The sequence below is a fragment of the Mesorhizobium sp. M1169 genome, assembly GCF_040318345.1.
Taxonomy (GTDB): domain Bacteria; phylum Pseudomonadota; class Alphaproteobacteria; order Rhizobiales; family Rhizobiaceae; genus Mesorhizobium.
Map to the genome: position 1 here is coordinate 21,626 of NZ_JAMYME010000050.1, position 21,266 is coordinate 42,891.

The window sequence follows — 21,266 nt, forward strand, 5'->3', positions numbered from 1 at the left end:
TCCTATTCGGCCGCCGGCGCCAGCGGCCTGACCCTGGCCATCATCGAGCGCAGCATTGCCGGTTTCAGTGGTTTGCTGATCACCGGCACGTCGAGCCTGCCGGCAGCGCCGCGAACCTCGCTGGAGCGGTCGGCGGTGACCAGCACGGCCGGCAGGTCCTCGCCATGGATCGCACGCAACTGGGCGATCAATTCGAGGCCGGTCCTGTTGTCGAGATGATAGTCGGCAAGCACGATGTCCGGCCGATGCATGCCGGACCTGTCGAGATCCTCCGCGCCGGAAAGCGTGTCGACGCTGCAGCCCCAACCCTCGAGCAGGAGCCGCATGCCGTCGAGGATGCGGGCGTCGTTGTCGATGCAGAGCACATTGAGCCCGGCAAGCGAGGCCGCTGCACGGGCAGGCGGCTTCGCCTCCGCCTCACGCCGCGGTGCCTGCACGGCCGCCCCCGGCAGCAACACGGAAAAGCGTGTGCCCTTGCCTGGGTTGGAGAAGATCCGGATTTCGAGGCGCAGGACGCGGGCGATGCGGTCGACAATGGAGAGCCCAAGGCCGAGGCCTTCCGCCTCGCGTGCGCCCTCGTCGAGCCGGGTGAATTCGCGAAACACGGTGTTGAGCTTGTCGCCGGCAATGCCGATGCCGGTGTCGATAACCTGGATCTCGGCCAATTCGCCGCGCCGCCGCACGCCGACCAGGATGCGGCCATGGCGCGTGTATTTAATGGCGTTTGAGACCAGGTTCTGGATCAGCCGGCGCAGCAGATTGCGGTCCGTCATGACGCTGAGCGACGACGGCATGATCGAGAGTTCGAGCTTCTTTTCGGCGGCAAGCGGCCGGAAGTCGTTGCCGATCTGGCGCAGCAGCCCGTCGAGGCCGAAGCTCGTATCGTCCGGCTTCATCGCGCCGGCATCGAGGCGCGAAATGTCGAGCACCGCGCCGAGGATGGTCTCGACCGATTCCAGCGACGATTCGATGTTCATCGCCGCCTTGCCGGCAGGTCCCTTGCCAGTCTTCTCGATCAGTGACGAGCAATAGAGGCGGGCGGCGTTCAGCGGCTGCAGGATGTCGTGGCCGGCGGCAGCGAGGAAGCGGGTCTTGCCGAGATTGGCCTCCTCGGCCAGCATCTGCGCCTGCGCCAGCTCCTCATTGACGCGGGTGAGCTCGGCGGTGCGGCTCTTCACTCGCTGTTCCAGGGATTCGTTGGCGCGCTTCAGCGCCAGATCCTGCTCGACGCGTCCAGAGATGTCGGCGTAGGTGGCGACGATGCCGCCGTCCGGCATCGGATTGGAGCGCAATTCCAGGATGCGCCCGCTGGTCTTCAGCTCCATCTGCCATGGGCTGACGAAGCTGGTCAGGCGGTTGAGCATGGTGACGCGCTGGTCTGCCGGTATGTCACCGCGCTCGGCAAGGTGGCGCAGGATACGATCGAGTGAGACGCCGACCTGGCCCATCTCGTCGGGCAGGTCGAACAGCGCCCGGTACTGGCGGTTCCAGCAAATCAACCGGAAATCGCGGTCGAAGACAGTGATGCCCTGTTCCATCTGGTCGAGTGCGATCTGCAGCAGATCGCGATTGTGCTGCAGCGCCTCCGTGGCGTCGTCGAGCAGGCGGAAGGCGTCCTTGGATTCGCGGTCGTTGCGGCGCAGCAGTAGCGACAGGATCAGCCGCGCCGAAGAGGAGCCGACGGCACTGGCCAGAAGCTGCTCGGAGAAGCGGATGACATCCATGCTGGCCTGTTCGTTGCCGTGCAGTGAAGTGCCGCCGCTCTTTTCGAACGACTGAAATGACCGCTCGGTGCGTTCGACACCGAGATAGCGCGCGATCGTGTCCTTGAGGTCGTTGACGGTTATGGTGGTGCGGAAGCGGCGCAGGCTCGGCAGCGGCCCCGCCTCGCGCGGCACGAAGATCGATGCCTGGATGCGTTCCAGCGGCACGGAGGCGCGCGACAGCGAGCCGAACACAAAAAAAATCGTGTTGATCGACAGGCTCCACAGCACGCCATGGTTCAGCGGCTCGGCGACGGTGCCGAAAAGCGCTTGCGGCCGCAATGCATCGAAGCCGAACAGGCCGTGGACGAGGATGCCGGTATCGGGCGCGACGAGCGAGGGAAGCAGCAGCGTATAGCTCCAGACGACGATGCCGGCGACCATGCCAAGTGCGGCACCCCTTCCGTTGGCGCCGCGCCAGATCAGGCCGCCGATCATTGCCGGCGCGAACTGCGCGATCGCGGCGAACGACATCAGGCCGATCGAGGACAGCCGCGCGCTATTGGTGCTCTCGCGGTAGTAGAGAAAGGCGATGAACAGCATGATGAAGATCGCCGCCCGGCGTACATTGAGGATGAGCGTCGACCAGTCCTCGTTCTCGGATGTCGTGGTCCGCAGCAGCCGGCGCACGAACAGCGGAATGACCAGGTCGTTGGAGATCATGATCGACAGCGCGACGCTTTCGACGATCACCATTGCGGTCGCCGCCGACAGCCCGCCGATGAAGGCGGCCATGGCCAGCACGTCGTGGCCGCTGAACAGCGGCAGCGACAGCACGTAAAGGTCGCTGCTGGTCCTGGGGCCGACCAGTTCCAGGCCGGCCAGCGCGATCGGCAGCACGAACAGGTTGATTGCCACCAGATAGAGCGGAAACACCCATGTCGCGGTGCGCAGCTCGGCCTCGCTGCGGTTCTCGACGATGGTGACATAGAACTGGCGCGGCAGCATCAGGATGGCAAAGCCGCTCAGGCATGTCAGCACCAGCCAGGTGGCGAGCGAGGTGTTGTAGCCCATCGCCTGGCGCACCTGCGTGTTTTCGGCGAGCCGGTCGAACATGTCGCCTGGCCCACCGAAGATCAGGAACATGACCATCAGGCCGATTGCCAGGAAGGCGGCGAGCTTGACCACGGTTTCGACTGCCACCGCCAGCACCAGCCCGTCCTGGTGCTCGGTGGCATCGGCGTGGCGCGTGCCGAACAGCACCGCAAACAGCGCCAGCAGCATGGCAACGACCAGCGAGATGTCGCTGACGAACGGATCGAACGACGGCGGCGAGCCGGTATAGTGCTCGACCATCAGGCTGACCGAGCCCGAGATCGCCTTCAATTGCAGCGCCATATAGGGCACCGCGCCGATGGTCGCGATCAGCGTGGCGATCGCCGCGACAGCAAAACTCTTGCCGTAGCGGGCGCCGAGAAAGTCGGCGATCGAGGTGATCTTCTCGGTTTTGGCCAGCCTGACGATGCGCTGTAGCAGCGGAAAACCGAACACAAACACCAGCACCGGTCCGATATAGATGCCGAGGAACTCGAGGCCGCGCTCGGAGGACAGGCCGACCGAGCCGAAGAAGGTCCAGGAGGTGCAGTAGATGGCGAGACTGAGCGCATAGATGAAGGGCCGGGCGCGGCCAGGCCCGGATGAAGTCGAGCGCCGGTCGCCCAGGCTGGCGATGACGAACAGCAACGTCACGTAGGCGATCGCGATGATGACGATGAACCAGCCCTGCACGGCTCGAACTTCCTCCCTGCGCCGGCTTTTTCATCCGGCCTTGCAGACGCAATCACAGCTTGGCGACCGAGTCCATCGCGGCTTTCGGCGCATTATGGCCGCGGCTTCGCACAATCAAGGCCGGGGAAACACGTCTTTGCGCCTGTCGCAACCGCAGGTTTTTGCTATTCTGCCCGCCGGTCGATGCCGAGGCGTGGACGGCAGCACGGCCGGTCAGGACAAGGAGGGTCGAATGCTGAAAGAATTTCAGGAATTCATTTCCAGGGGCAATGTGATGGACCTGGCCGTCGCCGTCATCATCGGCGCTGCCTTCAGCAAGATCGTCGATTCGCTGGTCAACGACATCATCATGCCGATTATCGGGGCGATTTTCGGCGGACTGGACTTCAACAACTACTTTCTGCCCTTGTCTTCAGCCGTCAACGCCACATCGCTGGCCGACGCAAAGAAGCAGGGCGCGGTCTTTGCGTATGGCAGTTTCATCACCGTGGCGCTGAATTTTCTCATTCTCGCCTTCATCATCTTCCTGATGGTCAAGGCGGTGAACAATCTGCGCCAGCGGCTGGAGCGCGAGAAACCGGCCGCCCCGGTTGCCCCGCCACCGGCCGACGTCGCGCTGCTCACCGAAATTCGCGATCTCCTCGCCAGAAAATAGCGCCTGCGGCAACTTTCTGGACCAAAACCCCGGTCGCCTGCGGCCGGGGTTTTCTGTTTTCGTCCGCCCTGAAACACGCTAGCAGTCGAGCAAACGAAAACGGACCCATCCATGACCCTGATCGATACTCTGCGCGCCGAAGCGCGGGCGGCGCCTGAAAGCGGCATTGTCGCCGTCATGAACCGTGGCCGCGGCCGCGACGGCATGATCCCGCTCTGGGCCGGCGAGGGCGACCTGCCGACGCCTGCCTTCATCACTGATGCCGCCGCCAAGGCACTCGCCGGCGGTGAAACCTTCTACACCTGGCAGCGGGGCATTCCCGAACTCAGGCAGGCACTCGCCCGCTACTACACCAGGCATTTCGGCAAGACTTTCGCCAACGAGGAATTCATCGTCACCGGCTCCGGCATGCATGCCATCCAGATGGCCATCGACGCGGTGGCCGGCAAGGGCGACGAACTCGTCTACCTGTCGCCGGCATGGCCGAACTTCGCCGCCGCCGCCGGCGTCGCCGGCGCCGTGCCGGTCGCGGTCACGCTCGACCAGTCGGGCAATGGCTGGTCCTGCGATGTCGACAAGATCGCAGCCGCGATCACGCCGCGGACCAAGGCGCTGTTCGTCAACACGCCGTCCAACCCGACCGGCTGGACCGCCGACAAGGAGACGCTGCAGGCGATCCTCGACCTTGCCCGCGAAAGGGGCCTGTGGATCATCGCCGACGAGATCTATTCGCTGTTTCATTACGGCGATAGTCGCGCGCCGTCCTTCATCGACATCATGGCCGATGAGGATCGCATCCTGTTCGTCAATTCCTTTTCCAAGAACTGGGCGATGACCGGCTGGCGCATCGGCTGGATCAAGATCCATCCCGCCTTGCAGCAGGTGTTCGAGAACCTGGTCCAGTATTCGACGTCCGGCGTTGCGCAGTTCATGCAGCGCGGCGCCGTCGTTGCCCTCGATGAGGGCGACGCCTTCATCGTCGAGCAGGTGGAGCGGGCGAGGGCGGCGCGCGACCTGGTGTGCGGCATTCTCGCCGAAACCGGCAGGGCGCGGTTCACCGTGCCGCAGGGCGCATTCTATCTGTTCTTCGCGGTCGACGGCATCACCGATTCCCGCGCTGCCGCCTTCGACATGGTCGACCGCGCCAATGTCGGCCTGGCTCCCGGCACCGCCTTCGGCCCCGGCGGCGAATCCTTTCTCAGGCTATGCTTCCACCGCCGTCTCGACCAGCTCGAGGAAGCCGCGCACCGGCTGGCGAAATGGATGAAGAATATGTGAGCTGCCTCGAAGCCCCGAGTTCAAACTCGCTCCGGCGAGTCAGCTGGCGTGGGTTTCGAGAACCGGAGCGCAGCGGACATTTGGGTCCGTGAGCACCGGAAGCGCAGAAAGCCGCGTCAGATGGCCGCCGGAGTAGAGTTTCAAACGGGCTTCAGCCGCCCGACTTCGGCACCAGCAACGGAATGACGCGATCGCTCTTGGCGACCGACGGTCGGCCCGCCGAACCGTAGGGAATCCCCAACGCATCCCATGTCTCGACCAGCGCGTCCTGCAGGGACGCAATCAACGCGTCCGAATGGAACGGTGTCGGCGTGATGCGCAGCCGCTCGGTGCCGCGCGGCACTGTCGGGTAGTTGATCGGCTGGATGTAGATGCCGTGCACACCGAGCAGGCGGTCGCTGGCCATCTTGCAGAGCTCGGGATCGCCGACCAGAAGGGGCACGATGTGGGTAGGCGACTCCATCACCGGCAGGCCGGCCGCGGCCAGCACTTGCTTGGTCCGCGTCGCCTGACGCAGCTGCGCATCGCGCTCGGCCTGCGAGCGCTTGAGATGGCGGATCGAGGTGGTTGCCGCGGCAGCGATCGCCGGCGGCAACGCCGTGGTGAAGATGAAGCCCGGCGCATAGGAGCGCACCGCGTCGATCACGGCGCTGGTGCCGGCGATGTAGCCACCAAGCGTGCCGAACGCCTTGGCCAGCGTGCCCTCGATGATGTCGATGCGGTCGGCCAGCCCTTCGCGCTCGGTGATGCCGCCGCCGCGCGGCCCGTACATGCCGACGGCGTGGACCTCGTCGATGTAGGTCATGGCGTTGTAGCGCTCGGCGAGATCGACGATCTGCTTGATCGGCGCGATGTCGCCGTCCATCGAATAGACGCTCTCGAAGACAATCAGCTTGGCGCGCTCGCGGCCGGCCGTCTGCAGCAGGCTTTCGAGATGCGCGACGTCGTTATGGCGGAAGATCTTCTTCTCGGCGCCTGAGCGCCGCACGCCCTCGATCATTGAAGCGTGGTTGAGCTCGTCCGAGATGATCAGGCAATTGGGAAGCAGCTTTGCAATCGTCGAGATCGACGCCTCGTTGGAAACGAAGCCGGAGGTGAAAACCAGTGCCGCTTCCTTGTCGTGCAGGTCGGCAAGCTCCAGTTCGAGCTCGACCAGCGGGTTGCTGGTGCCGGAGATGTTGCGGGTGCCGCCGGCCCCCGACCCCATCTTGCCTGCCGCCTTCTGGAACGCGGCAATGACGTCGGGATGCTGGCCCATGCCGAGATAGTCGTTGGAGCACCAGACGGTGATTTCCTCGGCGCGGCCATTGGCGCGCCAGATGGCGCGTGGGAATTTCCCGACGATACGCTCAAGGTCGGCGAAGACGCGATAGCGACGCTCCGCATGGAGCTGGTCGATCGCCTCCTCGAAAAACCGCTGATAATTCATGTCGCCTTCCCAGTTTTGCGCGGGATCATAGTCATTGGCCCATTCGTCGTCCACCTGGCCTTTTTGGTCAAAATGCCACGCCCCGAGCCTGTTCCTAACGACTACGGAACGTGGCCTATTCCCTTGATGTGGATCAATCTTGTTTCAGGACAATGCCACGCGCCGATGAGACCGGTTACCGCAGGTTTTAATGGCCTGGCGGCAGATTTTCCAGTACGGCGACGATTGAGACAGTTCCGATAAATCATGAATAGCGAGGATGCGGATGACGGTTTTGGTGACAGGCGGTGCCGGCTATATCGGTAGCCATATGGTCTGGGAATTGCTGGACACGGGCGACAGCGTCGTCGTCCTCGACCGGCTTTCCACCGGCTTTGAATGGGCGGTTGCCCCGGAAGCAAAGCTCGTCGTCGGCGACGTCGCCGACAGGGAACTGGTCGCCTCGATCATTCGCGACAATAAGATCGACGCGATCATCCATTTCGCCGGCTCGATCGTGGTCCCCGAATCGGTCGCTGACCCGCTTGCCTATTACGAGAACAATACCTGCAAGACGCGCACCTTGATCGAGACCGCGGTGCGCGAAGGCGTGCCCAATTTTATCTTTTCCTCGACCGCCGCCGTCTATGGCGGCGCCGGCCTGGAGCCGGTGCGCGAGGATGCCCGGCTTGCGCCGGAATCGCCCTATGGCCTGTCCAAGCTGATGAGCGAATGGATGCTGCGCGACGCGGCAATTGCCCATGGGTTGCGCTATACGGCGCTGCGCTATTTCAACGTCGCCGGCGCCGATCCGAAGGGACGCACCGGCCAGTCGACGCCCGGTGCCACGCATCTGATCAAGGTCGCTTGCGAGACGGCGCTCGGCAAGCGCCCCTTCATGCAGGTGTTCGGCACCGACTATCCGACGCCGGACGGCACCTGCATGCGCGACTATATCCACGTCAGCGACCTGGCGGCGGCGCATCGGCTGGCGCTTCAGCGGCTGCGTGCCGGCGGATCGAGCCTGGTCGCCAATTGTGGTTACAGCCACGGCTATTCGGTGCTCGAGGTCATCGACAGCGTCCGCCGCGTCTTCGGCCATGATTTCGAGGTACGGATGGGCGATCGCCGCGCCGGCGACGCCGCCGCGGTCGTCGCCAATTCGGAGCTGGCGCGCGGCGAGCTCGGCTGGACCCCGCAGCGCGACAACCTTGACCAGATCGTTGCCGATGCGCTTGCCTGGGAGCGCATCTTGACCAGCAAGAATTCGGCTCTGGGGTGAAGTGGGCTCTCCGCAAAGGTTGGTTCAGCGCGCTGGGGGCGGAATGAAAATCCTGGTGCTTGGGGCCGGCGTCGTCGGTACGGCGGCGGCCTTTTATCTGGCCAGCGACGGCCATGAGGTGACGGTGATCGAGCGCCATCCGGCGGCGGCACGCGGCACCAGCCGGTCGAATGCCGGCCTGGTGTCGCCCGGGGACGCCACCGCCTGGGCCTCGCCAGCAGCGCTGAAGACGTTCCTGCGCGGCCTCTACAACCACGATCTCGGCATCAAGGTGCGGCTGCGCTTCGATCCGTATTTTTTCGCCTGGAGCCTGCGCTTCCTGCGCCAGTGCACGCATAGGCGCATGCGCGCCAACACCGACGTCAAGCTGCGTCTGGCGCTCTATTCGCGCGACTGCATCAACGCCGTCTCCGCCGAAACCGGCATCCACTATGACGAGCGCAAGAAAGGCATTCTGTATTTCTTCCGCTCGCAGCAGAGCTTTGATACCGGCACCGACAATTACCGCTATCTCGGCGAACACGGCCTGCCGATCGAGATCGTCGGCCGCGACCGGCTGGTCGAGCTCGAGCCCGGCCTTGCCGGCGCCAAGGACAAGATAGCCGGCGGCGTCTATTCGCCGATCGACCAGACCGGCGACTCCAGCCAATTCACGCAGAACCTCGCTGCCTATGCCGCCGAGAAACTCGGCGTCCAATTCCTCTACGGCACCACGGTCGAAGGCCTCGACATCGACGGCGACCGGGTGCGCGCCGTGATGACCTCGGCCGGCCCGTTGGCCGGTGACGCGGTGGTCATTTCCATGGGGCCGGAGAGCGGTCTGCTCGGCCGCCGCTACGGCATCGATCTGCCCGTCTATCCCGTGAAGGGCTATACCGTGACTGTTCCGCTGGAAGATGAAAGCAAGGGGCCGATCATGGGTGGCGCCGACGAGGACCGGCTGATCGGCTATTCCAGGCTGGGAAATCGGCTGCGGATGTCCTCGACGGCGGAGTTCACCGGGTTCGACCGCACGTTCAAGCCACGCGATTTCAACTCGATCCTGAACACCGCCAAGGACCTGTTCCCCGGCGCTTTCGACGAGAGCAAGGCCGAGCTCTGGGCTGGACTTCGCCCGATGATGCCGAACTCTGTGCCGGTCATCGGCCGGGCGCGGTACGACAATCTCTACCTCGACACCGGCCACGGTCATCTCGGCTGGACCATGGCTTGCGGCTCGGGAAAGTTCCTTGCCGACATAGTTGCCGGCCGCAAGCCGGAGATCGATCCGCAAGGTTTGCTCTATGCGGGCTAGGCATCTCCAGACATCAGGGCGCCATGAGCTCGGCGGTCAGGCTCGTTCGTCGACCGCTGAACGCCAGGAGCGCACGTAACTTGTCCAGAGTGGATCGGCCGACGGTTCGGTCCTTTCGCCTCTGCCTTGCGGTGTCCCCTGGTCCGACGCCAGCAAGGCGGCGCCGATACTGGTGCCGGTGGCGGCCTCGGAGGCGATGACGCCACGCGCCGTCGCCGCAGCCAGCATGCGGGTGAACAGCCGGTTGCGGGCGAAGGGTCCTTCGACGATGGTGGGACCGTCCGCGCCGATCAGGTCGAGGCAGGTCGCGGTCATCAGCGCCAGGTAGAACGAGATGGCGACAAAGCGCTGGCCGACGCTCATACCGTCCGCGTTAAGCCATGATGCGGTATGATGCGGAAACGGCCCCGAACCCTGTTGGGTCGAGGGCAATAGGGACGTCTTGCGCGCCAGCACCGTGGCAACATCGTCTTCCGTCCAGTTCTCCGATTGGCCCTCGGTCAGCACGGAAAACTCGCGGCCACCCATGAAGCGCGCCGAGGGCACGGGATCGCCGAGCGCGTTGACATTGACCAGCGTATCGCGTGCCGGGTCGAGCGCGATCTTGTTGCCGCCAACCGCCATCGACACCACCCAGGTGCCGGTCGAGACCACGGAGAAAGGCGGTCGGTCGGACAGGAGATGCGGCAGCAGCGAGGCGTTGGAATCGTGCAGGCCGCAAAACACCGGCGTTTGCGGGTCGAGCCCGGTCCGTGTCGCAAGCGCGGGCAGGATCGGCCCGAGGCGGTCCTTCGCCGGCCGCACCGGCGCCATTAGCCGGCGCCATTGCAGCCGGTCGACCAGCGACGAAAAATCCGCTTTCCACGGGTTCCACAGATCGGTGTGGCAGCCGAGCGAAGTCATCTCGCTGGCGGCGACGCCGGTCAGGCGCAAGGCCCAGTATTGCGGATACATCAGGATCGCGGCGGTTCTGGCGAAATCCGCCGGAAAGCGCTTCTGCTGCCAGAACAGCTGCGCGCCGAGATTGAGGCCGGCCAGCAGGCGCGGCGTGCCGGTCTCGGAGAACGCCGGACGGATCGTGTCATAGTCCCCGGCAAGGGCATCCGGACCGTCGAATTCGTAGTCGAGCACCGGCAGCGCCAGCTCGCCTGATGCGTCGACCAGCACGGACGTTGCGCCATGGGTGGTGATCGATATCGCATCGATGCGCTGCTCGCGATCGATCTCGGCTAGGCTGCCAAGGATAAACGCCCATAACCGCTCGACGTCATGGTGCGGGTATGGGCCTTGCCGAACCGGCTCGTTCACCATCCTGCGCAGCGTGACTTCGCTTGCTGCGGCAAGATCGACCAGCGCCACCTTGGCGTTGGTCTTGCCGATATCGATGACGGCGACGTGGCGGGTCATTCCATATGGAACATTGTTTCCAGCGGCACCGCCACCGGCTCGTTGTTCGGCTTGGTCTCCATGATGTCCGCCATCTCGGCCCACCAACGCTGCATCACCGGATGCTTCGGCAATTCGTCCATGCCGTGGTCGTCACGGCGCCACAGCACGCCGAACAAGGTGTTGGTCCCTTCGTCGAGATGGATCGAGTAATCGGAGATACCGGCCTGCTTGAGCAGCTCGACCAGCGACGGCCAGATGTCGTCGTGGCGCTTCTTGTATTCGGCCTTCATGCCCGGATTGAGCTTCATCTTGAACGCGTATTTCTCCGGCATCAGGCAAGGCGCTCCCGCCGTACTCGCCGCCACAGGATCGGCAGCGCGATGACGATGATCAGCAGCAGGCCGATGAAGATCGACATAACAATCCCTGGCACATTGAGCAGGCCGAGGCCGAAGGTCACCAGCCCCATGATGAAGGCCGCGAGCACCACGCCCACTATGCTGCCGGCCCCGCCCAGGATGCTGACGCCACCAAGCACCACCATGGTGATGACTTCCAGCTCGTAGCCCTGCGCGATCGACGGCCGGGTCGAGCCGAGCCGCGATGTGATCAGCACTGAGGCGATGCCCGCCATCAGGCCGGTCAGGCAAAACAGGATGAATTTGATACGGCCGACGCGTACGCCGGAAAACTGCGCCGCGACCGGGTTGTTACCGATGGCAAAGACCCGGCGGCCGAAGCTCGTCCGGTGCAGAAGGAACCAGTAGACGACTGCCGCGACCAGGAAAAGCGTCAGTTCGAACGACACCACCCACCAGACATAGCCCTGGCCGAAGAAGGCGAAGCTCGCGGGATAGCCCTTGTAGGCCTGGTCGCCGAGGATGATGAAGGCAATGCCGCGAAATAGGCTCATCGTGCCGATGGTGACGACGATCGACGGCAAGCCGAGCCTGGTGACGAGCAGTCCGTTGAAGGCGCCGCAGCCGAGCCCGACGACGAGGCCGATTGCCACCAGTTCAGGCATGCCGGCGCCGGCCTGCACCGCCATGCCCATCATTGTTGACGCCAGCGCGATGATGGCGGCCACCGACAGGTCGATTTCGCCGGAGATGATCAGCAGCGCCATGGCCAGCGCGATCAGCGCCTTTTCCGTGAAGTTGAAGGTCAGGTCCGACAACGACCACGCGTCGAGGAAGTAGGGCGAGGCAAAGCTGTTGACGGCAAAGATGGCAACCGCCACGACGACCAGCAGCGCCTCCCATGAGAAGATCGCCGACGTCAGCGGCTTGTCGAGCCGATCGGGAATGTGGCGTGGGGCAGGGGTGTCGGTCATGCCGCTTCCGCTTTCTTGAGGATGATGCGGCCTTGCCGGCGTTCGCCGCGCGCGTTGAGCACCACGGCCAGGATGATGGCGCTGCCTGAAATCGCCATCTGCCAGAAGGGCGAGATATTGATGACCGGCAGCGCGTTGGAGATGATGCCGAGGAACAGCGCACCGAGCACGGCGCCGCCGACCGAGCCGATGCCGCCGGCGATCGAGATGCCGCCGATGACGCAGGCGGCGATGATGTTGAGCTCATAGCCGTTGGCGACCTCGACCGAGGCGATGACGTAGCGCGAAATCCACAGATAGCCGCAGAGGCCGCCGATCATCCCCGAGATGCAGAAGACGATGAATTTCGTCCGGCCGACATCGATGCCGGCATAGACCGATGCGGTCGGGTTGACGCCGATGGCATAGATCGAGCGGCCGAGCGCGGTGCGCGTCATCACGAGGAAAAACAATGCAATGACCAGCAGGGCGATCCACGACAGTACCGGAATGCCGAGGAAAGCCGCACGCTGCAGGCCGATGAACTCAGCGCTCATCTGGTCGGCGTTGACCCAGGCGCCGCCTGAAATAACGAACGTGGCGCCGCGGTAGATGGTGAGGGTGCCGAGCGTTACCACGATCGAGGGAATGTTCAGCCGCCATACCAGCAGGCCGTTGATGGCGCCGAGCACCAGGCCGACCAGCAGTGCGATGACGATCAGCAGCGGGATCGGGATCGCCGGATGCGCGGCGTTCAGCATTGCCACCACCATGCCGGTGAAGCAGAGATTTGAAGCCATCGACAGGTCGATCGAGCGGGTCAGGATGACGACCATCTGGCCGAGCGCCAGGATCATCAGGATCGACGTGTCGTTGAACACCTGGCGCAGGTTGGCCGGATCGGCAAAACCTGGAAACCGCGTGGAGATCAGCCCGATCAGCACGACGATTGCCGCCAGCAGCCAGACCTCGCGGTGTTTGAGAAGAGCCTTCATGCCGCGATCCCCGCTGCCGTCCTGACCAAGGTTTCGGCGTCGAGCCCTTTATTGTCGTAGACCGCGGCAATGCGGCCCTCGCGCATAACGACGACGCGGTCCGACATGCCGAGGATTTCCGGCAATTCGGACGACACCATGATCACCGACAGGCCTTGCGCGACGAGCTCGGCCATGAAGCCGTGCACGGCCGCCTTCGAGCCGATGTCGATGCCCTTGGTCGGCTCGTCCAGGATGATCACCTTGGGCGCGGTCGCCAGCCATTTGGCGATGACGATCTTCTGCTGGTTGCCGCCCGACAGCGTGCCGACGTCCTGGCTGAGCGAGGAGGCGCGCAGATCGAGCCGCTCGGTGTAGGAGCGGGCCAGCGCGAACTCTTCGGCCAGCCGCAATATGCCGGACTTGGATGTCCGTTTGAGCGAGGGCAGCGAGACATTCTGGAAGATCGGCAGGCCGATCACCACGCCTTGCTTGCCGCGCTCCTCCGGCACATAGACGATGCCGGCGTCGATCGAATCCGCCGCCGATTTCGGCGCGATTGCCTTACCCTCCAGCGTGATCGTGCCGCCGCTGGTGCGGGTGATGCCTGATATCGCCTGCATCACCTCGCTGCGCCCGGCGCCGACAAGGCCGTAGAAGCCGAGGATTTCGCCCCTGTGCAGCTCGAAGCCTATGTCGTCGAACTCGGTCGGGTGCGACAGGCCGGAGACGGCCAGCACCGGCGCGCCGATCTCGGCCTTGCGCTGCGGAAAGATGTGATCGACCGAGCGGCCGACCATCATGCGCACGATCTGGCTCTGGCCGGCGTCCTTGATCAGGCCTTCGCCGACCATCTCGCCGTCGCGGAACACGGTATAGCGGTCGGCGATGTGGTAGATCTCATCGAATTTGTGGCTGATGAACAGGATCGCCTTGCCGTCGCTCTTGAGGAATTCGATCAGCAGGAAAAGCTCTTCGATCTCCTTCATCGAAAGCGCTGCCGTCGGCTCGTCCATGATGACGATCCGCGCGTCGATGGACATGGCGCGGGCAACCGCGACTAGGTGCTTGTTGGCAATGCCGAGATCCTTCAGCCTGGCGTCGGCGTCGATATGGCCGGCGCCCATCGTGTCGAGCACCTCGCGGGCATTCTTGCGCATGGTGCGCCAGTCGATGGTTTTGAAACGCGTGCGCGGCGCATGGCCGAGGAAGATGTTTTCGGCCACCGTCAGGTCGTCGAACAGCACGGTTTCCTGGTGGATGGCGGTGATGCCATGCCCGAACGCGGCGTGGGCGCTGGGCAGTGTGACCGGCTGGCCGTCGATGCTGATCGTGCCAGCATCCGGCTGGTAGATGCCGGTCATGATCTTGACCAGCGTCGACTTGCCGGCGCCGTTTTCGCCGATCAGCGCGGTTACCTGGCCGGGATAGAGCGACAGGCCGACATTGTGCAGCGCCCGCACGCCGGGAAAGCTTTTCGAGATGCCGGACAGCGTCAGGCGCGGTCCGGATGACAAAGGCGCTTCATGTGCCACTTCGTGCTGGGCTGTCGTGTCCATAATCGTATCAAGCCCTGTAGCAAGGTTCGTTTGAAAGCGCGGCGGAACCTGAGCCCCGCCGCACCGTTTCGAAGGTCCCAGGATCAATAGATCTTGGAGAACTTTTCGATGTTCGACTTGTCGAACTGGAAGGGCGGAGCCATCGCAGCCGAGTTGGTGTCGTCGAGCGTGACCTTGCCGACGCGGCCGATCGACAGCGTAGCACCGGGCTTGGCCTCTTCCTTCTTCACCGCCAGGTCGTGGGCGAGGTAGACGGCGGAGTAGCCGAGATCGATCGGGTTCCACAGCGCAACCGCCTGGCTGGCGCCATTGTCGATGAACTTCTTGAACTCCGACGGCAGCGCCAGGCCGGTGACGTTGACCTTGCCGATCAGGCCTTCATCGGTCACCACCTGCGCGGCGGCAACGACGCCGACCGTGGTCGGTGCGATGATCGCCTTGAGGTTCGGATAGGACTTCAGCAGGCCCTTGGCTTCGTCCGTGCTCTTGGCCGAGTCGTCGTCGCCATAGACGGTGGCGACGAGCTTGATCTTGGGGAACTTCTCCGGCAGCACCTTCTTGGCGGCGTCGATCCAGGCATTCTGGTTGGTCGCGGTCGAAGAAGCCGACAGGATGGCGACATCGCCGCCTTCCGGCAGGTAGTCGGCGGCCAGCTTGATGATGGTCTCACCGATCAGGTTGGTATCGGAGGGGTTGAGGTGAAGCTGGCGTCCTTCCGGCGCGACGCCTGAATCCCACGAGATGACGGTAATGCCGCGCTGCATCGCCTTCTTCAGCACTGGCACCAGCGCGTCGGCGTCGTTCGCCGAAATGGCGATGGCATCGACCTTCTGGGCGATCAGCGAATTGACCACTTCGATCTGCGCTTCGGCGGTCGCCTTGGTCGGGCCGGTGTAGATGATGTCGACATCGCCGAGTTCCTTGGCCGCCTCTTCGGCGCCCTTGTTGGCGGCGTCGAAGAAGCCGTTGCCGAGCGACTTCACCACCAGCGCGATCTTGACGTTTTCGGCGTAGGCGGCATTCACGAACATGGCGGCGGAGAACGCCGCCGTAACCATCAATTTCTTCAGAAAGCTCATCGAATATCCTCCCTTGAGCGTTGCATTCCATCGCCGCTGCGGGCGTGAGTGGTTCTCAGGCCTGCAGCGAAGATTCTTCCTTGTTGGTTGCCGTTGTGCGGGCGATGATCAGCGTCACGCCGGCGGTCTCCAGCATCTTGGCTTCGCGATCCTCGATGGCGTCGTCGGTGATCACCGTGGCGATGCGCGACAGGCCGCACAGGATCAGGCTCGAGCGTTTGCGGAACTTCGAGGAATCGACCAGCACCACCAATTCGTCTGCCTGGTCGATCAGTTTCTGCTCGGCCTGGATCAGCAGCGGGTCGCCTTCCATAAGACCGAGCGGCCCCAGCCCTTGCGCGCCCATGAACATGCGGCGCGCGTAGAAATTGCGCGTCACGTCATTGTCGAACGGCGACAGGATGATGTTCTGCTCGCGGTAGATGGTGCCGCCCGACAGCATCACCGTGTTCTTGGAGTGCCTGAGCAAGTGCTCCGCGATCGGGAAGGAATTGGTGAAGATCGGCATGCGGCGGCCGGTCAGGAAATGCACCATCTGGAAGGTGGTGGTGCCGCCATTGATGATGATCGGCTCGCCGTCCTTGCACAGATCCACGGCTTCCCGCGCGATTGCCCGCTTCTGCGAAGCGTTGATGGTCTCGTTGACGGAAAAGGGCCGGCCGGCAAGGCCGATGAACTGCGGCGGCGAAAGCGCCTCGGCGCCGCCGCGCACCCGGCGCAGCCGCTTTTGCACATGCAATGCCGCGATGTCGCGCCGGATCGTCGCCTCCGACGACTCCGTCAGGTCGACCATCTCCTGCACCGTCACCACAGGCTTTTCCTGGACGGCGGACAGAATGATCCTGTGGCGCTCTTTCTCGTGCATGGTTCCTCCCTGCCGGAGCATCTAGTCACCCAAAGCGCGCAGTGTCAATCATTTCCGATCAGATAATTTCATTGTGCAATGCAATATGACTGATATTGATCGTTTGTGATTGACAAGGCCGCTGCTTGCGTAGAAATTCGTACAAAAGGGACCCGCGCCGTTTGCGTGTCCCAAAGGGAGGATACCTATGCTCGACAAGCGCTCCGGCACGCGCCTCGCCAATCTTTGGGATGACGCAAAAGCGCAAGCAATGAGCGAGCCCGAACGTCTGGTCTATCGCTCGAATGTTCTTGGCTCCGACAAGCGCGTCACCAATTATGGCGGCGGCAACACCTCCTCCAAGATCTGGCAAAACGATCCGCTCACCGGCGAGAGCGTAGAAGTGCTGTGGGTCAAGGGCTCGGGCGGCGACAGCGCCTCGATCAAGCTCGACGGCTTCGCCACGCTCTACATGGACAAATTGCGCGCGCTGAAAGGTCTCTATCGCGGCCTCGAACATGAAGACGAGATGGTCGGCTATCTGCCCCATTGCACCTTCAACCTCAACCCGCGCGCGGCTTCCATCGACACGCCGCTGCATGCCTTCGTGCCGAAGCCTTTTGTCGACCATATGCATCCCGATGCCATCATCGCCATTGCCGCCGCCAAGGATTCGCAGGCGCTGACCAAGGAGATCTTCGGCGACACGATCGGCTGGCTGCCATGGAAACGTCCGGGCTTCGAGCTCGGCCTGTGGCTGGAGAAATTCTGCCGCGAAAACCCCGAAGCCAAGGGTGTCGTACTGGCCAGTCATGGCCTGTTCAGCTGGGGCGACACGCCGAAGGAATGCTACGAGACGACGATCTCGGTGATCAACCAGGCGATCGACTGGTTCGAGCGCAAGAGCCAGGGCAAGCCGATTTTCGGCGGCGAAGTCGTCAAATCCCTCGATGCGCCTGCGCGTCGCGCCGCGGCCGCAAAACTGATGCCGAGGATCCGTGGCCTGATCTCGGAGAACAGCCACAAGCTCGGCCATTTCGACGATTCCCCTGCCGTGCTCGAATTCGTCAATTCCAGGGATTTGCGGCCGCTGGCGGCACTCGGCACGTCCTGCCCGGACCACTTCCTGCGAACCAAGATCCGGCCGCTGGTCATCGAGTTCGACCCCCAAAATCCCGACGTCGATGCCGTCATTGCCCGTCTTGCCGATGATGTGGCGGAGTATCGCGTCGGCTATCAGGCCTATTATGACCGCTGCAAGCACGCGGATTCGCCACCGGTGCGCGATCCGAACGCCGTCGTCTATCTGATGCCCGGCGTTGGCATGTTCACCTTCGCCGGCGACAAGGCGACGGCGCGCATATCGGGCGAGTTCTACGTCAACGCCATCAACGTCATGCGCGGTGCCTCGACGGTCTCGACCTATGTCGGCCTGCCCGACCAGGAAGCCTTCGACATCGAATACTGGCTGCTCGAAGAGGCAAAGCTGCAGCGCCTGCCGAAACCAAAGGCTCTTGCCGGCCAGATTGCGCTGGTCACCGGCGGCGCCGGCGGCATTGGCCGGGCCACCGCCAACCGGCTGCTGCGCGAGGGCGCGTGCGTCGTGCTGGCCGATATCGACGAAGCAGCCCTTGCCGGCGCCAATGACGAGCTTGCCAAGGCCTATGGCAAGGATTTCGTGCGGCCCGTAGTCATCAACGTCACGTCCGAGGATCAGGTGATCTCCGGCTTTGCCGAAACGGCGGTCGAATTCGGCGGCATCGATATTCTGGTCTCCAATGCCGGCCTGGCCTCCTCGGCGCCGATCGAGGACACCACGCTGACGCTGTGGAACAAGAACATGGACATCCTGTCGACCGGCTATTTCCTGGTTTCGCGGGAGGCGTTCCGGCTGTTTCGGGCGCAGAAGATCGGCGGCAACGTCGTCTTCGTCGCCTCCAAGAATGGGCTTGCCGCATCGCCAAACGCCGCCGCCTATTGCACTGCCAAGGCCGCCGAAATCCATCTGGCACGCTGCCTGGCGCTGGAAGGCGCGGAAGCGCAGATCAGGGTCAATGTCGTCAACCCCGACGCCGTGCTGCGCGGCTCGAAGATCTGGAGCGGCGAATGGAAGGAACAGCGCGCCGCCGCCTACAAGATGTCGACCGACGATCTCGAGGAGCACTACCGCTCGCGTTCGATGCTGAAGCGGTCGGTGTTCCCCGAAGACATCGCCGAGGCGATCTATTTCTTCGCCTCCGATATGTCGGCCAAATCGACCGGTAACATCATCAACGTCGACGCCGGCAACGCACAGAGCTTTACGCGATAAGCAGTCGTTTGAGGGTTGGCGCCGACGCCGGAGCTTTACCCTTCTCCCCGTTACCATACGGGGAGAAGGTGCCGGCAGGCGGATGAGGGGCAGCGCCAACCGAACGCATTTGGGAGGAAACTTTAGTGTCCGAAACCATCATCTCCGCCGATGTTGTCGAGAAAGATAATGCCGCGCGCAACGCCAATCTCAAGCGCGACTACGAGTCCCTCGGCGAGCGCCTCGACCGCCGCGGCATCGCCATCGACGCCATCCGCGACAAGGTCGAGAAATTCGCCGTCGCCATCCCGTCCTGGGGCGTCGGCACCGGCGGCACCCGCTTTGCCCGCTTTCCCGGCGCCGGAGAGCCGCGTGACATTTTCGACAAGATCGAGGACTGCGCCGTCATCCGGCAATTGACGCAGGCGACGCCGACCGTCTCGCTGCATATTCCCTGGGACAAGGCCGATCCGAACCGGCTGAAGCAGGCGGCATCCCGCTTCGGCCTCGGCTTCGACGCCATCAACTCCAACACCTTCTCCGACGCCAGGGACCAAAAACTTTCCTATAAATTCGGCTCGCTGTCGCATGCCGATGCAGCGACACGCCGGCAGGCGGTCGAGCATAATCTCGAATGCATCGAGATCGGCAGGACGCTGGGCTCCAAAGCGCTGACGGTATGGATCGGTGACGGCTCGAACTTTCCCGGCCAGGTCAATTTCGCCAAGGCATTCGAGCGCTATCTCGACGCGATGAAGGAGATCTATGCCGGACTGCCGGACGGCTGGAAACTGTTCACCGAGCACAAGATGTACGAGCCGGCCTTCTATTCGACCGTCGTGCAGGATTGGGGCACCAACTACATCATCGCCAACGAGCTTGGCGACAAGGCGTTCTGTCTGGTCGACCTTGGCCATCACGCCCCCAACGTCAACATCGAGATGATCGTGTCGCGACTGATCCAGTTCAAGAAACTTGGCGGCTTCCATTTCAACGATTCGAAATATGGCGACGACGATCTCGACGCCGGCTCGATCGATCCCTACCGGCTGTTCCTCGTCTTCAATGAACTGGTCGATGCCGAGCTTGCCGGTGCCGAAGGTTTCGATCCGGCCCACATGCTCGACCAGAGCCATAACGTCACCGATCCGATAGAAAGCCTGATGTTGTCGGCGGTCGAGGTGCAGCGCGCCTATGCGCAGGCGCTGCTGGTCGACCGCAAGGCGCTCGAAGGCTTCCAGGACGCCAATGACGCGCTGATGGCGACGCAGACGCTGAAGACAGCCTATCGCACCGACGTCGAGCCGATCCTTGCCACGGCGCGGCTGAAGACCGGCGGCGCCATCGATCCGGTCGCCGCCTACCGCGCCGCCGGCTACCGAGCGAAGGTCGCAGCCGAACGGCCGGCGGTGGCGAGCGTCGGCGGCGGGATTGTTTGATGTTGGGGGTGAAAATGAAAAACCCGCCACGAAGGGCGGGTCGTTGGAGGCACCACACTCAAATTAGTAGCATAGCTGCCGGCACAAAGCAAGAACAAAATTGCTGTAACGTGAAAATTCTGGGAGCCGCGATGAAGCGTGGCCTTGTTTCCAACGCTGCGGCGCTCAGAAGTAACGGCATGGATCCTAGGGTCTCCGCGACGTCGCTTCGCTCCTGCTCCGCCCTAGGATGACGAAGGCGTGAGGGCCTACAGCTAATCGCAGATGTTGGGGATTGGCGGCTGATGGCAATGGCAAACGTTGCAGGCTGGCGGCTGCTGGCAAATCGCAAACTTTCGGGATTAGCCGATCCCTCCCTCCCTTCGTCATCCTAGGGCGGAGCAGGAGCGAAGCGACGTAGCGGAGACCCTAGGATCCATATGTGGACGGCGCCCTGCCTGCAACGGTTGTTTTGCGTCGTTTTCGATCGCTTGCGTCCATATGTCCGGCCTTTGAGCACGGTCCTTGCGGCCGCTGGCCAAGGTGGGGTTCGCGACGCCCGTTCCAATCATGCCAGCGGTTTCGTTGGCCAATGGATCCCTCGGAGTTTCGCGCGTCACGGATCGATCGATCACGCCATCTTCCTTCCGTTGCAAGAGCTTGTGTTCGGTGTTCCTCCGTTGCGGCCTATCCGGGCATGTCAGCGTCGTGCTGAGCCGCGGTCAGGGCTGGCCGCAGGCCACCGCCGTAGGCGGCGCGAAGCGGCCTTGAGGGCGGCGAGGAGGCGTCAGGCTGCCCGCCAGGCCGCAACGGTACGGCTCGCCGGTGATCATCATCTTCCAGGCCATACGGGCGGTCTTGTTGGCGAGCGCCACAGCCGCCAGCTTCGGCGGCTTGCGCGCAATCAACGCCGCCAGCCACGGCGAGGCCTTGGCGCGGCCGCGACGCACCTGCTGGATGTGGGCCGTCGCGCCCACCACCAGCGCCTGCCGC

The 21,266-nt window shown here is 63.4% G+C and carries 15 protein-coding genes and 1 pseudogene; 6 read left to right on the forward strand and 10 right to left on the reverse strand.

The features are described from left to right. Nucleotides 1-2: 2 nt before the first annotated feature. Complete coding sequence (locus tag NKH41_RS30030) at nt 3-3,491, reverse strand: PAS domain-containing hybrid sensor histidine kinase/response regulator (protein WP_352770844.1); 3,489 nt, start codon at nt 3,489-3,491, stop codon at nt 3-5. Between the two features lie 232 nt (nt 3,492-3,723). Here NKH41_RS30030 and mscL point away from each other — a divergent pair, with 232 nt between their 5' ends. Both mscL and NKH41_RS30040 read left to right on the forward strand, forming a co-directional pair. Beyond that, complete coding sequence (mscL, locus tag NKH41_RS30035) at nt 3,724-4,146, forward strand: large conductance mechanosensitive channel protein MscL (protein ID WP_352577002.1); 423 nt, start codon at nt 3,724-3,726, stop codon at nt 4,144-4,146. Between the two features lie 111 nt (nt 4,147-4,257). Then, a complete protein-coding gene (locus NKH41_RS30040) occupies nt 4,258-5,424 on the forward strand; it encodes a pyridoxal phosphate-dependent aminotransferase (RefSeq protein ID WP_352488243.1) in 1,167 nt (388 codons plus the stop codon). 151 nt (nt 5,425-5,575) lie between these two features. On the opposite strand, the gene hemA is transcribed toward NKH41_RS30040, so the two are convergent. Then, nucleotides 5,576-6,853, reverse strand: coding sequence for a 5-aminolevulinate synthase (gene hemA, locus NKH41_RS30045; RefSeq protein WP_352613927.1), 1,278 nt, complete (start codon nt 6,851-6,853; stop codon nt 5,576-5,578). Between the two features lie 265 nt (nt 6,854-7,118). Between hemA and galE the strand changes: the two genes are divergently transcribed. Both galE and NKH41_RS30055 read left to right on the forward strand, forming a co-directional pair. After that, nucleotides 7,119-8,114, forward strand: coding sequence for a UDP-glucose 4-epimerase GalE (gene galE, locus NKH41_RS30050; protein ID WP_352935290.1), 996 nt, complete (start codon nt 7,119-7,121; stop codon nt 8,112-8,114). A 43-nt stretch (nt 8,115-8,157) separates the two neighbouring features. Then, complete coding sequence (locus tag NKH41_RS30055; RefSeq protein WP_352770848.1) at nt 8,158-9,408, forward strand: D-amino acid dehydrogenase; 1,251 nt, start codon at nt 8,158-8,160, stop codon at nt 9,406-9,408. A 36-nt stretch (nt 9,409-9,444) separates the two neighbouring features. Here NKH41_RS30055 and NKH41_RS30060 read toward each other — a convergent pair whose 3' ends face one another. The 7 genes from NKH41_RS30060 to NKH41_RS30090 all read right to left on the reverse strand — a co-directional run bounded on the left by NKH41_RS30060 (nt 9,445) and on the right by NKH41_RS30090 (nt 16,586). Further along, the gene (locus tag NKH41_RS30060; RefSeq protein ID WP_352770850.1) at nt 9,445-10,815 is read right to left on the reverse strand and encodes an FGGY-family carbohydrate kinase; all 1,371 of its coding nucleotides are present in this window, start codon (nt 10,813-10,815) and stop codon (nt 9,445-9,447) included. After that, a complete protein-coding gene (rhaM, locus tag NKH41_RS30065) occupies nt 10,812-11,129 on the reverse strand; it encodes an L-rhamnose mutarotase (RefSeq protein ID WP_352613931.1) in 318 nt (105 codons plus the stop codon). The genes NKH41_RS30060 and rhaM overlap by 4 nt, the downstream gene beginning before the upstream one ends. Continuing rightward, nucleotides 11,129-12,130: an ABC transporter permease gene (locus NKH41_RS30070; RefSeq protein WP_352770852.1), complete on the reverse strand. Its 1,002-nt coding sequence runs from the start codon at nt 12,128-12,130 to the stop codon at nt 11,129-11,131. Before NKH41_RS30070 ends, rhaM begins: the two co-directional genes overlap by 1 nt. Next, nucleotides 12,127-13,104, reverse strand: a complete 978-nt coding sequence (locus tag NKH41_RS30075; RefSeq protein ID WP_352613932.1) for an ABC transporter permease — start codon at nt 13,102-13,104, stop codon at nt 12,127-12,129. Before NKH41_RS30075 ends, NKH41_RS30070 begins: the two co-directional genes overlap by 4 nt. Continuing rightward, on the reverse strand, nt 13,101-14,642 hold the full coding sequence (locus NKH41_RS30080) for a sugar ABC transporter ATP-binding protein (RefSeq protein ID WP_352685301.1): 1,542 nt from the start codon (nt 14,640-14,642) through the stop codon (nt 13,101-13,103). Before NKH41_RS30080 ends, NKH41_RS30075 begins: the two co-directional genes overlap by 4 nt. A gap of 83 nt (nt 14,643-14,725) precedes the next feature. Further along, nucleotides 14,726-15,721 carry a rhamnose ABC transporter substrate-binding protein gene (gene rhaS, locus NKH41_RS30085; RefSeq protein ID WP_352541324.1) on the reverse strand — a complete coding sequence of 332 codons (996 nt, stop codon included), beginning with the start codon at nt 15,719-15,721 and terminating at the stop codon, nt 14,726-14,728. 55 nt (nt 15,722-15,776) lie between these two features. Further along, nucleotides 15,777-16,586, reverse strand: coding sequence for a DeoR/GlpR family DNA-binding transcription regulator (locus tag NKH41_RS30090; protein ID WP_023677380.1), 810 nt, complete (start codon nt 16,584-16,586; stop codon nt 15,777-15,779). A gap of 187 nt (nt 16,587-16,773) precedes the next feature. Here NKH41_RS30090 and NKH41_RS30095 point away from each other — a divergent pair, with 187 nt between their 5' ends. Both NKH41_RS30095 and rhaI read left to right on the forward strand, forming a co-directional pair. After that, nucleotides 16,774-18,876, forward strand: coding sequence for a bifunctional rhamnulose-1-phosphate aldolase/short-chain dehydrogenase (locus NKH41_RS30095; RefSeq protein WP_352613935.1), 2,103 nt, complete (start codon nt 16,774-16,776; stop codon nt 18,874-18,876). 125 nt (nt 18,877-19,001) lie between these two features. Then, on the forward strand, nt 19,002-20,294 hold the full coding sequence (rhaI, locus tag NKH41_RS30100; protein WP_352770854.1) for an L-rhamnose catabolism isomerase: 1,293 nt from the start codon (nt 19,002-19,004) through the stop codon (nt 20,292-20,294). Nucleotides 20,295-20,995: 701 nt separating this feature from the next. Here rhaI and NKH41_RS30105 read toward each other — a convergent pair. Next, a pseudogene (locus NKH41_RS30105) lies at nt 20,996-21,266 on the reverse strand (hypothetical protein); the annotation flags it as partial.

Excerpts from the sequence above, each read along its gene's own strand:
- NKH41_RS30055 (WP_352770848.1), top strand. The coding sequence starts at position 8,158 with ATGAAAATCCTGGTGCTTGGGGCCGGCGTCGTCGGTACGGCGGCGGCC.
- rhaM (WP_352613931.1), bottom strand. The coding sequence starts at position 11,129 with ATGCCGGAGAAATACGCGTTCAAGATGAAGCTCAATCCGGGCATGAAG.
- mscL (WP_352577002.1), top strand. The coding sequence starts at position 3,724 with ATGCTGAAAGAATTTCAGGAATTCATTTCCAGGGGCAATGTGATGGAC.
- NKH41_RS30080 (WP_352685301.1), bottom strand. The coding sequence starts at position 14,642 with ATGGACACGACAGCCCAGCACGAAGTGGCACATGAAGCGCCTTTGTCA.
- NKH41_RS30075 (WP_352613932.1), bottom strand. The coding sequence starts at position 13,104 with ATGAAGGCTCTTCTCAAACACCGCGAGGTCTGGCTGCTGGCGGCAATC.
- galE (WP_352935290.1), top strand. The coding sequence starts at position 7,119 with ATGACGGTTTTGGTGACAGGCGGTGCCGGCTATATCGGTAGCCATATG.
- NKH41_RS30095 (WP_352613935.1), top strand. The coding sequence starts at position 16,774 with ATGCTCGACAAGCGCTCCGGCACGCGCCTCGCCAATCTTTGGGATGAC.
- NKH41_RS30090 (WP_023677380.1), bottom strand. The coding sequence starts at position 16,586 with ATGCACGAGAAAGAGCGCCACAGGATCATTCTGTCCGCCGTCCAGGAA.
- hemA (WP_352613927.1), bottom strand. The coding sequence starts at position 6,853 with ATGAATTATCAGCGGTTTTTCGAGGAGGCGATCGACCAGCTCCATGCG.
- NKH41_RS30070 (WP_352770852.1), bottom strand. The coding sequence starts at position 12,130 with ATGACCGACACCCCTGCCCCACGCCACATTCCCGATCGGCTCGACAAG.
- NKH41_RS30040 (WP_352488243.1), top strand. The coding sequence starts at position 4,258 with ATGACCCTGATCGATACTCTGCGCGCCGAAGCGCGGGCGGCGCCTGAA.
- NKH41_RS30060 (WP_352770850.1), bottom strand. The coding sequence starts at position 10,815 with ATGACCCGCCACGTCGCCGTCATCGATATCGGCAAGACCAACGCCAAG.
- rhaS (WP_352541324.1), bottom strand. The coding sequence starts at position 15,721 with ATGAGCTTTCTGAAGAAATTGATGGTTACGGCGGCGTTCTCCGCCGCC.